This is a genomic window from Kitasatospora sp. NBC_01287, from assembly GCF_026340565.1.
Lineage (GTDB): Bacteria > Actinomycetota > Actinomycetes > Streptomycetales > Streptomycetaceae > Kitasatospora.
This window is the reverse complement of the sequence record NZ_JAPEPB010000001.1, coordinates 3,478,282-3,490,948: the sequence shown is the minus strand read 5'-3', so window position 1 is coordinate 3,490,948 and position 12,667 is coordinate 3,478,282. Positions and strand designations below refer to the sequence as shown.

The window sequence follows — 12,667 nt, the reverse complement described above, 5'->3', positions numbered from 1 at the left end:
TTCGGCCACGGCACCGACGTCACCATCCCCGAGGGCCCCGCCAAGGGCTTCGTGATCGGCACCACCGTCACGGGTGAGCCGCGCAAGGCTGAGTAGGCTGCCGCGCATGGTCAACCTCACGCGCATCTACACCCGCACCGGCGACGACGGCACCACCGCGCTCGGTGACATGAGCCGCACGACCAAGACGGACCCCAGGCTGCTCGCCTACGCCGACGCCAACGAGGCCAACGCGGCCCTCGGCGTGGCGATCGCGGCCGGCGGCCTCGCCGAGGACCTGGTGGCCGTGCTGACGCGGATTCAGAACGACCTCTTCGACGTCGGCGCCGATCTGGCGACACCGGTGGTCGAGGATCCGAAGTACCCTCCGCTGCGGGTCGAGCAGACCTACATCGACCGCCTCGAAGCGGACTGCGACCGCTACAACGCGGAGTTGGAGAAGCTGCGCAGCTTCATCCTGCCCGGCGGCACCCCCGGGGCCGCCTACCTGCACCTGGCGTGCACCGTGGCGCGGCGCGCCGAGCGGGCCACCTGGGCGGCGATCGAGGAGCACGGGGAGAGCGTCAACCCGCTGGCCGCGAAGTACCTCAACCGGCTCTCGGACCTGCTCTTCATCCTGGCCAGGACCGCCAACAAGGAGCGCGGCGACGTGCTCTGGGTGCCGGGGGAGAACCGCTGACCCCAGCGCCAGGGACCAGGCCCGGCCCAGCACTTGGGCCGGGCGGCGGCCACCCGCGCCCCGCCGCCCCGAGGCCGACGCAGATCACACCCGCCAATCACCCCACGGCCCGCCCCGGGGCACTACAGTCCGAGCGGTGAGCGGCGCGGCTCCCGGAGGGCGATCCCCTGCCCCGGAGCGCGTCTGGACGGGACTTCGGGAGAAGCAGCCATGAGCAACGTACCCACGCAGCGTCAGCAGATCGCCGTGATCGGCGCCGGACTCATGGGCGCGGGCATCGCGCAGGTGTCCGCGCAGGCCGGACACCCGGTGGTGCTGCGGGACGTCACCGAGCAGGCGCTGGGGCGCGGTCTGTCCGCCATCGAGGCCTCGTACGAGAAGTTCGTCGCCAAGGGCAAGCTGACCGCCGACGAGGCCACCGCCGCGCTCGGCCGGATCACCACCACCACCGACCTGGGCGCCATCGGCGAGGCGGACATCGTGATCGAGGCCGTCTTCGAGCAGTTGGAGGTCAAGGAGGCCGTCTTCCGCGAGCTCGACAAGCTGGCCAAGGACGGCGCGGTGCTGGGCAGCAACACCTCGGCCATCCCGATCACCCGGATCGCCGCCGTCACCGAGCGCCCGGAGTCCGTGGTCGGCGTGCACTTCTTCTCGCCGGTGCCGCTGATGCGCCTGGTCGAGCTGGTGCGCGGCTACAAGACCAGCGACGCCGCGCTGGCCACCGCCCGCGCCTTCGCCGAGGGGGTGGGCAAGGAGGTGGTCGTGGTCAACCGCGACGTGGCCGGCTTCATCACCACCCGTCTGATCACCGCCCTGGTGGTGGAGGCGGCCAAGCTCTACGAGTCCGGGGTGGCCACCGCCGAGGACATCGACACCGCCTGCCGGCTGGGCTTCGGCCACCCGATGGGCCCGCTGCAGACCGCCGACCTGACCGGCGTGGACATCCTGCTGCATGCCGCGCGCAACATCTACGAGGAGACCCAGGACGAGAAGTTCGCGGCTCCGGAGATCATGTCCCGGATGGTCACCGCGGGGGACCTGGGCCGCAAGAGCGGCCAGGGCTTCTACGGCTACCAGAGCTGAGCCGGGCGGCGCCACCAGAGGGGTGAGCTTGCTCACGGCGCTGCCGCAGATGGGTGATTTGCGCGGTAATCGAGCGTGCGCCCCAGGCCCGGCTGCGTATATTCCCTCGGACGAGTGAAGTTGCTCCAGGACGGGCGGAGGAGCAGCAACCTGGACCACTGGTCCGGCGTCAGATGGTGGGGGCCTCAATGCTGAAGGAGGACAGCGTGCGCATCGTGGAGTACCCCGGGCTCGGCGGGCACGCTGTCCTGGCCCTGGAAGGCCGGCTGGACGTGCGCAGCGCCGCCGACGCGCGGGCCAGGCTGCACCAGGCGGTCGACGGCGGCGCCGGCGACCTGGTCCTCGACCTGCGGGCGCTGGACTCCTGGGACGCCACCGGGCTGGGCGTGATCATGGGCACCCACCGCCGGGCCGGCCGGCTCGGCCGCCGCCTGGTGCTGCGCGAGGTGCCGCCCCAGCTGCAGCGCCTGCTGGTGGCCACCCGGCTGCACCGGATCCTGGCGGTGGAGGGCGCGGTGGGCGACCCGTGCGGGGCCACCCTGCCGGGCGGGCCGGCCGGCCAGCCCGCACTGCCCTCGGTGACCGCCCCGTCGCACTGAGTCCCGATCGGGGCGCCGGCCGGGGACCGTGCTGCACGGTGGGGCCCGGATGTGCGAGAGTCTGCGCTCGACAGGACCGTTCGAATCGCCGCCGGCCCCGCCGGGGCGGTGCCGCCGCGCGCGGTGCGGCGGTCCGTCGGCCGTCGGACGCGCGCCCGCGCGCGGCCCGCGGCCCGGTCCCTCACAGCGGCCGGCGGCCGGCGGCCGCACGGCGGAGCACAGGCGGAGCGCATCGTGGCACAGCCATCCGGTGAAGTCGGGCAGGAGAACCTGCGCGTGCGATCGGGCGACCTGGTCGCCGGTCGCTACCTGGTGACCGTCGGCGGCCTGGACGGCTCCGACGTCCAGCCCTGCCCGCCCGAGCACCGCCCCGAGCCGCGACGCCGGCCGAGCGGGCCGCAGCGCCACGGCGGTCGGGCGACCGCGGGCCCCGGGCCGAGCCCGGCGGTCGGCCCGCTCGCCCTCGGCTCGGGCCCGGGCGACCTGCCGCTGCTGGACCGCGAGGCCGAGGTGGCCCAGCTGCTCGGCAAGCTCGCCGAGGGCCGCTCGGTCCGGCTGCTCGGCGAGCCCGGCTCCGGCCGCAGCGCGCTGCTGGCCGCCGTCGCCGCGGGCGCGGGCGAGCTGGCCCCGCACGGCGTGATCCAGCTCTGCGGGCACCGCCGGGACGGCGAGGACCTGCTGCAGGACCTCTTCGCCGCCGCCTACCAAGCCCCCGGCTTCCGTCCCGACCGCGGCCAACTGCCGGTGCTGCTGGCCTCGGTGGGCGCGATCGTGGTGATCGACGAGGTCGCCCAGAGCGGCACCGAGCTGGAGGAGCTGCTCGCGCTGGCTCCCGAGTGCGCCTTCCTGATAGCCCCGTCGGCCGGCGGCACGGCCCCGGCGGCCGTCGGCGCCGCTTCGCGGCCGGGCAGCGACGTGCGGCCCGGCGGCGTCGAGGCCCCGGCCGGCGGCCAGCGGGCGCTGCCGGCCGGCTCGCGGCTGGAGGACCACACGATCGGCGGGCTGACCAGGCCCGCCTGCCTGGCGCTCACCGCCCGGCTGGCCGGCCGCCTGCTGGACGAGGCCGAGCGGGCCTGGGCGGTCGACCTCTGGTTCGAGTCCCAGGGCCTGCCGCTGCGCTTCGTGCAGGCCGCCGCGCTGCTGCGCCGTCGCGACCTGGCGGTGGACACCCTGCTTGCCGCCGAGGAGGACCGGCAGAGCCTCTTCGGCGGTGCGGTGGAGGAGGAGGCGGAGCAGGACCCGGCGCTGCGCGAGGCCGAGCTGCGGGCCGAGGTGCCGCTGCCCTCGGTGGCGCAGACCGCCGCCCCCGCGCTGCTGCTGGTCGAGGGGCTCAGCGAGGGCGCCGACGCCGTGCTGCGGCTGGCGGTGGCGCTCGGCGGTGAGTGCCCCACCGCGCCGCACCTGCCCGCGCTGATCGACGTCGACCACGGCGAGAGCGCGCTGCGCGAGCTGGCGGAGTGCGGGCTCGCCGAGTCGATCGGCGGTCACCACCGGCTCACCGCGGGCGTGCTGGAGGCACTGGCGGAGCACTGGGGGCCCGACGGGCGGAGCACCGAGGGGGCGGCGCGGCACTTCTCCTGGTGGGTCGGTCACGGCTCGGTGAGCACCGAGCAGATCGCCGCCGAGGCGGAGGTGGTGCTCGGTGCCCTGCGGGCGGACCGCGCGGCCGGGCGCACCGACGCGGTGCTGCACCTGGCGCGCGCGGCGGCCCCGGCGCTGGCCCTGACGCTGCGCTGGGGCGCCTGGCGCGAGGTGCTCGAACTCGGGCTCGCGGTGGCCCGGCAGAGCGGCCGGCGGCGCGAGGAGGCCTGGTTCCAGCACGAGCTGGGGGCGTACTGGCTCGCCCTGGCGGACGGCGCCCCGCAGGCGCACGCACTGGCGAGGAACGCCGTGGAGGCGTCCTGTGCGCTGCGCGGGCTCGCCGGGGACAGTCGGGAACTGGCGGCCTCGCGGCGCCTGCTGACGCTGCTTCAGGAGGCCGAGCGGGCGCCGGTGGAACCGGAGGCCCAGACCCAGGTGATCCGTCGGCCGGTGATCCGGGTGCTGGCCGAGCGCTCCTGGCCGCCGGCCGGGGCGCTGCGCGGCTGGTCGCGGCGGAACGCGCTGCTGGCGGTCGGCGGCCTGCTCGCGCTCGGCGCGGTCGGCACCGTGGTCGCGCTCGGCGTCTCCGGGGGCGGGGGAGCGGCGCCGGGCGGGGGTGGCATCGGGGTGACCGGGAACGTGCTGAACGCCGGCAGCGCCACCGCCTCGCCCACCGCCTCGGGTGGTGCTTCCTTCCCCGACCCGGCCTCGGCCGCCGCCTCGGGATCGGCGTCGGCCTCGGCGTCCGCCTCCGGCAGTGCGTCGGCCGCGGCGAGTGCGAGTGCCACGGCCGGTGCCTCGCGGGGCCGGACGGCCTCGCCGACGGCGCGCCCGAGCGGGGCGAGCTCGGCCCCGGACAGCCCGGCCCAGCCCACCGCGGTCCAGCCGGGGCAGCCCGCCGCGCCGGCGCCCACCACTCCGGGCGCGCCGCCCGCGCAACCCACTCCGCCGGCGCCCGCTCCCTCGCCGAGCAGCAAGTCGCCGGCGCCCAGCCCGAGCAGCGCCTCGGCCTCACCGAGCGCACCGTCGCCGAGTGCCAGCTCGGCCGGTCCGAGCGGGTCCGCCTCGCCCAGCCCGTCGGCCAGCGGTAGCAGCTCCTGAGCCGCCCCGCCGCCCCTCACGCCCCGCCGGCCGGCGGGGCGTGAGGGAGCGTCAGAACAGCTTCAGCTTGTCGTCGTCGATGCCGCGCAGCGCGTCGTAGTCCAGCACCACGCAGTCGATGCCCCGGTCCGTGGCCAGCACCCGGGCCTGCGGCTTGATCTCCTGAGCGGCGAAGACGCCCTTCACCGGGGCGAGCAGCGGGTCGCGGTTGAGCAGTTCCAGATAGCGGGTCAGCTGCTCGACGCCGTCGATCTCGCCGCGCCGCTTGATCTCGATCGCGACGGTGCCGCCGGCCGCGTCCCGGCAGAGGATGTCGACCGGGCCGATCGCGGTCGGGTACTCGCGGCGGACCAGTGACCAGCCGGCGCCGAGCACCTCCATGCGGTCCGCCAGCAGCTCCTGCAGGTGTGCTTCGACGCCGTCCTTGATCAGCCCGGGGTCGACGCCCAGCTCGTGCGAGGAGTCGTGCAGGACCTCCTCCAGGGTGATGATCAGCTTCTCGCCCGCCTTGTTCGCCACCGTCCACGAGCCGTCGGCCTCCTTGAGGCTGCACGGCGGTGACATCCAGTTCAGCGGCTTGTAGGCGCGGTCGTCGGCGTGGACGCTCACGCTTCCGTCGGCCTTGATCAGGATCAGCCGGGTGGCGGAGGGCAGATGGGCGGAGAGTCGACCAGCGTAGTCGACGGAGCAGCGGGCGATGACAAGACGCATGGGGGCAAGCCTAGGCGTTTCCGAGCGGCCCTTGAGCGCGATCACGTGAGGTGACCGGAGGGCGACGCTCGGTGCGTCAATCCTCCCGGCAGGCGTTCGACTGCGGACGGGATGCGCGGCACCGCAGGGCGCCGTGGCGAGACGCGCGGTCGAACGACCGGGGCGGGCGGAGCCAATTGAAGCAACCCCATCCGAGGGGTGTGCCGGGGAGTAGAAGGGGGCGAACCATGGGAACCCGGGAGTCCGTGGCTCCCGGAGTCTGGCGCCTGTGCGCCCAGACCGCTACGTTGGGTGACGCCTTCGAACGCCCGCGTAGCCAACGGGGATGGAGTGTGGCGATGGATCGGCATCGGTGGCACCGGGATGGTTTCAGCCATTCCGGCCGCGTTGGCACCGATTTCGACGGCAATAGCGTCGTTCGACAGTTTTGTCGGGCCTGGGCTGCGACCCTGGTCACAGCCGCGTCCGCCCCGCGAGGGGTGCCGACCGCGGCGGTACCGCCCAGGTCGGGTCCGACCGGCACGCCCCTTCCCGGGGCCAACCGACTGAGCACGGCACGGCACGGCACCACCCGCACCTGATCCGCACCATTCGCACCATTGGTACTGATTGCACCAGTCGCACCAGTCGCACCAGTCGCACCATCTGCACTTGGCACCACCACCCGCGCGAGGTGCGCGCGGTGGACCGCGAGAGGAGAACCCATGTCGCTCGACGTCTCACCGGCTCTTCTGGAGAAGGCCGAGCGAGGCGAGGTCGACGAGCGGGAGTTCGTCGACTGCGTCCGTACGTCCCTGCCCTATGCCTGGGACCTGATCAGCTCGCTCGTCGCCCAGATGAAGGTCGACGGCACCGGCTTCGCGGACAACCAGGTCCCGCCGCCGAGCGAGCAGGCGCGCGGCCAGCTGCTGCGCGCGATGGCCAGTGACGCCATCCGCGGTGCCCTGCAGCGGCACTTCGGGGTCCAGCTGGCCTTCCAGAACTGCCACCGGGTGGCGGTCTTCGGTCCGACGGCCGATGCCGAGGCGCGGCGTCTGCGCTTCACCTCGGTACGGGCCCAACTGCTGAACCAGTCGCCGCTGCTGCGCGACTGCTGAGCCGTCAGCGCGGTCGGGCGCCGCTGCCACCAGCGGCGGCGGCCGATCGCCCTGACGGACCGGGCCGTGCCGGTCCTGCCAGGCCCGGCCGCCCTCAGCTCAGTTGGGGGAGGACCTCGGCGCCGAGCCGGGTGATGTTCTCCAAGGTGCCCGCGTGGTCTCCCGAGCCCTCGGCGAGCAGCGCGAAGCGCCGGATCCCGGTCCGCTCGGCGGTGGCCAGCAGCCGGTCCACGCACTGCCGCGGGGTGCCCACCGCGTGCAGGTCGCAGAGCAGTTCGGTGTACGCGTGCGGATCGCGCATCTTGCGCTCCCGCCCGTCCACCGTGCGATGTGCGCCGAGCCCGTACTCGAACCAGCCCGGCATCGCCCGCAGCAGGGTGGCCCGGGCCGCGGGCGTGCGGTCGGCCACCTGCGCCACGCCCGCCGCCACGTGCTCGCGCTCCACCCGGGCCAGTCGCTCCTCGCCGTGTCCGCAGGCCCGCCAGGCGGTGCGGTAGGCGGCGAGCATCAGCTGCTTGTCCTCGTCGCCCGAGTGCATCCCGAGCAGCATCGGCAGCCCGCGCCGGGCGGCCAGTTCGACGCCGGCGGGGGAGGTGCAGGCGACCACCACGGCCGGCCCGGCCGCGGTCGGGCCGCCGCCCGGCGTGCTCGCACCGCCGCTCGCACCGCCGGCCTCGGTGCGCTGGCGCGGGAACCGCAGCGCCGGTTCGGGGCGCAGGCCCAGCCAGTCGGCCAGTTCGCGCCCGGCCAGCCTGGCCGGCTCGGCCGCCCGCGGCACCACCGCGACCTCGGGGAAGGTGAACTGCGGCCCGTCGCCGCGCACCCGTGAGCCGCGCAGGAAGCTCAGCAGCAGGTCGAGCCGCTCGGCGAAGCCCTGCTCGTAGGCGGCCAGTCCGCCGCCGAAGACCGCCAGGTCGACCCAGGGACCCCCGCGCCCGACCCCCAGGGTGAACCGCCCGCCGGAGGTGAGGTGCAGCAGCGCCGCCTGCTCGGCGAGCGCGATCGGGTGGGTGGTGGAGAGCACGCTGACCGCGGTGCCGAGCTGGATCCGCCGGGTGCGGCCGAGCAGCAGCGCGGCCAGGGTGGCGGCGTTCGGGCAGACCCCGTACGGGACGAAGTGGTGTTCGGCCAGCCAGACCGCGTCCAGCCCGGCCCGTTCGGCGGCGACCGTGGCCGCCACCGTCCGGTCCAGTACCTCGGCGTGGTGCTGGCCGGGGAACTGGGCCGAGAGCAGGAAGGCGCCGACCCGGATGGTGTCCTGGGCCGCCGGATGACTGCCGCCGCGCTCGGTGGCCGGCGCCGGGGGCAGCGCCGGCGGACGCTCCGCCAGGGGCGCGCGGGTGCCGCGGCCGGACCGGTCGGCGCGCGGCGGATGGTCGGCGTCGGAGTCGGGGTGGACACCGGCGGCGGCGCTGGTCTGGGTCACGGAAATGCCCTCCTCGGGTGCGCGCAGGCTGTGCGAGCCCCGCTCTGTCACCACGTGAGTAACCCATGTCATGTGCCATTGGCACTCAGGACGGGCAATTTCCTCGCAGAACGGGTGTATATCCCCGAAACCCCGTCAACCGCCACCCTGGTCGTGATAGAGGTCGCTGTGCGCCTCAGGGCGGCTCCCTGCCGACCCCGGGTTCGCCGACCCCGGGCCGGTCGGTCTTAACCTGGAGGGCGAACCGCGCCCCCACCGAGAGGTGACCATCGTGTCTCCGCGTCGCAACCGGATCAGCAGCTCCACCGAACGGGGCGCCGAGCCCGCGGCCCCGCTCGGCGGCTCGCTGCGCCGGACGGAGAGCTTCCAGGGCGAGGAGTGGGTGGTCCAGACGGTGGCCGGCACCCCGGGGCGGTTCTACCGCTGCCCGGGCTGCGATCAGGAGATCCCGCCCGGGACGGGCCACGTGGTGGCCTGGCCCGACCACGGCGCCGGGGTGGAGGACCGCCGGCACTGGCACCGGGCCTGCTGGGGCGCCCGCGAACGCCGCGGCTCGGCGGTCCAGCGCGGGCGCGGCGCGCCCCGCTACTGAGCCGCCGAGCCGCGCTGCCGAGCCGAGCCGCCGCGCGGGCGGGCCCGCGGGTGCGGGACCGCCGTCAGGCGTCCCGGCTCTTCAGCACCGCCGCGCCGCCCAGCATGGCCGCCAACGTCCAGGCGCCGCAGATGAAGAAACCGGCCAGCCAGCCGTACGGGGTGTCGGAGGTCGGGAAGACCGTGAGCATCTGCCGCCCGGCGAAGTCCGGGAAGTAGTGCGCCAGGGTCTTCACCTTGGGCACCGCCGAGAGGATCGGCGAGAGCAGGAAGAAGAACGGCACCAGCACCCCGAGCGCCAGGGTCTGGTTGTGCAGCATCGCGGTCACCCCGGCCGAGAAGAGGCAGAGCAGGGTCAGGTAGGCCGCCGCGCCGAAGACCGCGCGCAGCACGTCGGGCGAGCCGAGCGTGGTGTGGTGCGAGCCGAGCAGCGCCTGGCCCAGGAAGAACGCGATGAAGGCCGTCACCAGCGAGACCAGCAGGGCCAGCACGCCGACCACCAGCAGCTTGCCGCTGAGCAGGGTGCCGCGCTGCGGTACGGCGGCGAGCGAGACCCGGATCATCCGGGTGCTGTACTCGTTGCCGACCGCCAGCACGCCGAAGACGATCATCGCGATCTCGCCCAGCACGATGCCGGAGAAGCTGGTCGCAGTGGCGTCGAAGGGCGTGCTGACGTTCTTGCGGAAGTCGGCGAAGTTGTTCCTGGTGAGCAGCGAGAGCAGCGCGCCGAGGCCCACCGTCACCACGAAGGTGAGCAGCAGCGTCCAGACCGTGGACCGGACGCTGCGGATCTTGGTCCACTCGGAGCGCAGGATCGCGGGGAATGATGCCATCTCAGTTCGCGCCCTTCTGCTGCTTCTTGTCCGCCGTGCCGCCGGCCGGCTGCCACTGCGCGCCCCAGACGCCCGGGGCGCCCGCGGCATCGAGCCCGGGGGCGCCGGGGGCGCCCTGCGGGCCCGCGTGGTACTCCACCGAGTCGGCCGTCATCTGCATGAACGCCTCCTCCAGCGAGGCCCGCTGCAGGCTCAGTTCGTGCAGCGTGACGCCGTGCGCGGCGGCGAGGTCGCCGAGCCGGGCCGGGTCGCCGCCGGCGACCTCGAGGGAGCCGTCGGGGCGCCGGTCGACGGTGATCGACTGTCCGGCCAGCGCGTCCAGCAGCTGCTCGGGGTGCGGGGTGCGCAGCCGGACCACCGAGCGCGAGTTGCGCTCGATGAACTCGGCCATCGGCAGGTCGGCCAGCAGTTTGCCCCGGCCGATCACCACCAGGTGCTCGGCGGTCAGCGCCATCTCGCTCATCAGGTGGGAGGAGACGAAGACGGTGCGGCCCTCGGCGGCCAGCCGCTTCATCAGATTGCGGATCCACAGGATGCCTTCGGGGTCCAGTCCGTTGACCGGCTCGTCGAACATCAGGATCTCCGGGTCGCCGAGCAGCGCCGAGGCGATGCCCAGCCGCTGGCCCATGCCGAGCGAGAAGCCGCGGGCCCGCTTGTGCGCCACCTCGGTCAGGCCGACCAGGGCGAGCACCTCGTCCACCCGGCCCACCGGGATGCGGTTGCTCTGGGCCAGCCAGAGCAGGTGGTTGTGGGCGGTGCGGCCCGGGTGCACGGCCTGCGCCTCCAGCAGCGCGCCGATGTACTTCAGCGGCTCGCTGAGGTGGCCGTAGCTCCTGCCGTCGATGGTGACCTGGCCGCTGGTGGGACGGTCCAGATCGAGGATCATCCGCATCGTGGTCGACTTGCCGGCGCCGTTGGGACCGAGGAACCCGGTCACCACGCCCTGCGGCACCTGGAAGGTGAGTCCGTCCACGGCGAGTTTGTCGCCGTAGCGCTTGGTCAGTCCGTGCAACTCGATCATCGGCACTCCCGCTCCCTGATCCTCATGCGTCGTCAGTTTATGACAAATAAGACATATGAGCCCGGATTGTGCGGCTCTTCGGGATGCCGCCTACGGTGGGCGCCATGACCGATCTCGCTCTTCGCGACAGCGGAAACGGCACACCGCTGCTCCTGCTGCACGCATTCCCCCTCCACGCGGGGATGTACCGCGCCCAGCTCGACGGAGCACTCGGCACGGCCCGGGTGCTGGCGCCGGACCTGCCGGGCTTCGGCGCCTCCCGGGCGCCGGACGGGGAGCCCTCGCTCGATCACTGGGCGGACCTGCTGGCCGGGTTGCTGGACGAGGCGGGCGTGGCGAGCGCGGTGGTCGGCGGGGTCTCGATGGGCGGCTACCTGGCGATGGCCTTCGCCCGCCGCCACCCGGAGCGGCTGGCCGGCCTGCTGCTGGCCGACACCAAGGCGAGCGCGGACCAGCCGGCCGCGCTGGCCAACCGGGAGCGGATCGCGGCGGCGGTTCTCGCCCGGCGGAGCGTGGCCCTGCTGCTGGAGGAGAAGACCGAGAGCTCGCTGCTCGGCCCGGACTCCACCGGGGAACTGGTCGCCGAGGTGCGGGCGCTGATCGGCGCGGCCTCCCCGGCGGGGGTGGCCTGGGCGCAGCGCGCCATGGCGGCCCGGCCCGACTCCTTCCCGCTGCTGGAGCGGTTGCGGGTGCCGGCCGCGGTGGTGGTGGGGGAGTACGACGCACTGACCCCGGTGGCGGACGCGGAAGCGCTGGCGATGGCCCTGCCGGACGCCGAACTGACGGTGATTCCGGGTGTCGGGCACCTGAGCGCGCTGGAGGCCCCGGCGGCCTTCAACGCGGCGGTGACGGCGCTGCTGCGGCGGGTGTAGCCCGCGGCGGGGGCAGGGGCCTCCAACGGCACAGCAGGACGGCGCCCGACCCCGGCTCAGCGGGGTCGGGCGCCGTCCTGGCACTGCGTCAGCGGGACTGCTGCGCCGGGACGCCCAGGGCGTCGTCGGTGGGCAGGGAGGCGGCTGCGACGGCCGCGCCGGTCAGCGTGGCCAGCATCTCGCGGACGTTGGTCAGCTGGGCGTTGATCGAGTCGCGGCGGTTGGTCAGCGCCGCCAGCTCGCGCTCGGACTCGCTGCGGATCCGGTCGGCCTTGGCGTTGGCGTCGGCGACGATGTCCTCGGACTGGCGCTGGGCCGTCTCCACCGTCTGGCGGGCGCGGCGCTCGGCGTCGGTGCGCAGCTTCTCGGCCTCCAGGCGCAGCTGCTCGGCCCGGTGCTCGATCTCGGCCAGCCGCTTCTCGGCCTTGGCCTGACGGGCCGCCAGGTCGCGCTCGGACTGCTCGCGGCGCTTGGCCAGGTTGGTCTCGAACTCAAGCGCGGCCTGGGCGGCCTTGGTGCGGGTCTCCTCGAAGAGGGCGTCCGCCTCCTCACGCTTGTTCTGCGCGTCCTTGTTGGCCTCGTTGCGCAGCTGGGCGCTGTCGCTCTTGGCCTTGTCGACGATCCGCAGGCCCTCGTCCTCGGCCTTCGCCTTGCGGTCCTTGGCGTAGTTCTCCGCCTCGGAGCGGACCTGCTGGGCGGCGGCCTCGGCCAGCTCCCGGTGCTGCTCGGCGGCGCGGTGCGCCTCCTCGCGCAGGTCCTTGGCCTCCTCCTCGGCCAGCCGCAGGATCTTCTCGACCCGCGCGCCGAGGCCGGCGTAGGAGGGCTCGGCGTCGGCCACCTGGGCCTGGGCGCTCTGCGTCTCCAGGTGGAGTTCCTCGATCCGCTTCTCCAGCGCGCTGATCCGGGTCAACGCGCTGTCACGGTCGGCCACCAGCTTGGTGATCCGCTCGTCGACCTGGGCGCGCTCGTACCCACGGCGCACCAGGTCGAAGCCGTGAGGGGAGTGACTGTCGCTCATGGGGTTCTGGGCTTCCTGTCGTCAAACCGCTGATGAGGTTGAGGGAATCCTGACA

Annotated in this window: 12 protein-coding genes; 7 read left to right on the top strand and 5 right to left on the bottom strand. The window is 74.1% G+C overall.

Going from position 1 to position 12,667, the window contains the following annotated elements:
- Window positions 1–106: 106 nt before the first annotated feature.
- From OG455_RS14570 to OG455_RS14555, 4 genes are all read left to right on the top strand, one after another.
- Entirely contained in the window at window positions 107–679 is a 573-nt protein-coding gene (locus tag OG455_RS14570) for a cob(I)yrinic acid a,c-diamide adenosyltransferase (RefSeq protein ID WP_266293766.1), read from the top strand.
- Between the two features lie 210 nt (window positions 680–889).
- A complete protein-coding gene (locus OG455_RS14565; protein ID WP_266293764.1) occupies window positions 890–1,762 on the top strand; it encodes a 3-hydroxyacyl-CoA dehydrogenase family protein in 873 nt (290 codons plus the stop codon).
- A 215-nt stretch (window positions 1,763–1,977) separates the two neighbouring features.
- Window positions 1,978–2,361 (top strand): STAS domain-containing protein, encoded by a 384-nt coding sequence (locus OG455_RS14560; protein WP_266300778.1) that lies wholly within the window; start codon window positions 1,978–1,980, stop codon window positions 2,359–2,361.
- Window positions 2,362–2,595: 234 nt separating this feature from the next.
- Window positions 2,596–5,043, top strand: a complete 2,448-nt coding sequence (locus OG455_RS14555) for a hypothetical protein (RefSeq protein WP_266293762.1) — start codon at window positions 2,596–2,598, stop codon at window positions 5,041–5,043.
- 51 nt (window positions 5,044–5,094) lie between these two features.
- Here OG455_RS14555 and nucS read toward each other — a convergent pair whose 3' ends face one another.
- The gene (nucS, locus tag OG455_RS14550) at window positions 5,095–5,754 is read right to left on the bottom strand and encodes an endonuclease NucS (protein WP_266293760.1); all 660 of its coding nucleotides are present in this window, start codon (window positions 5,752–5,754) and stop codon (window positions 5,095–5,097) included.
- 704 nt (window positions 5,755–6,458) lie between these two features.
- Between nucS and OG455_RS14545 the strand changes: the two genes are divergently transcribed.
- A complete protein-coding gene (locus OG455_RS14545; RefSeq protein ID WP_266293758.1) occupies window positions 6,459–6,851 on the top strand; it encodes an SCO5389 family protein in 393 nt (130 codons plus the stop codon).
- 94 nt (window positions 6,852–6,945) lie between these two features.
- Here the strand turns inward: OG455_RS14545 and OG455_RS14540 are convergent, their stop codons facing one another.
- Window positions 6,946–8,103: an LLM class flavin-dependent oxidoreductase gene (locus tag OG455_RS14540; protein WP_266300777.1), complete on the bottom strand. Its 1,158-nt coding sequence runs from the start codon at window positions 8,101–8,103 to the stop codon at window positions 6,946–6,948.
- Between the two features lie 445 nt (window positions 8,104–8,548).
- Here OG455_RS14540 and OG455_RS14535 point away from each other — a divergent pair, with 445 nt between their 5' ends.
- Window positions 8,549–8,869: an ATP/GTP-binding protein gene (locus OG455_RS14535; protein ID WP_266293756.1), complete on the top strand. Its 321-nt coding sequence runs from the start codon at window positions 8,549–8,551 to the stop codon at window positions 8,867–8,869.
- Window positions 8,870–8,933: 64 nt separating this feature from the next.
- On the opposite strand, the gene OG455_RS14530 is transcribed toward OG455_RS14535, so the two are convergent.
- Both OG455_RS14530 and OG455_RS14525 read right to left on the bottom strand, forming a co-directional pair.
- The gene (locus OG455_RS14530; RefSeq protein WP_266293754.1) at window positions 8,934–9,701 is read right to left on the bottom strand and encodes an ABC transporter permease; all 768 of its coding nucleotides are present in this window, start codon (window positions 9,699–9,701) and stop codon (window positions 8,934–8,936) included.
- A gap of 1 nt (window position 9,702) precedes the next feature.
- On the bottom strand, window positions 9,703–10,722 hold the full coding sequence (locus OG455_RS14525; RefSeq protein ID WP_266293752.1) for an ABC transporter ATP-binding protein: 1,020 nt from the start codon (window positions 10,720–10,722) through the stop codon (window positions 9,703–9,705).
- Window positions 10,723–10,826: 104 nt separating this feature from the next.
- Between OG455_RS14525 and OG455_RS14520 the strand changes: the two genes are divergently transcribed.
- Complete coding sequence (locus tag OG455_RS14520; protein WP_266293750.1) at window positions 10,827–11,594, top strand: alpha/beta fold hydrolase; 768 nt, start codon at window positions 10,827–10,829, stop codon at window positions 11,592–11,594.
- An 88-nt stretch (window positions 11,595–11,682) separates the two neighbouring features.
- Here OG455_RS14520 and OG455_RS14515 read toward each other — a convergent pair whose 3' ends face one another.
- On the bottom strand, window positions 11,683–12,612 hold the full coding sequence (locus OG455_RS14515) for a cellulose-binding protein (protein WP_266293748.1): 930 nt from the start codon (window positions 12,610–12,612) through the stop codon (window positions 11,683–11,685).
- Between the last annotated feature and the right edge of the window lie 55 nt (window positions 12,613–12,667).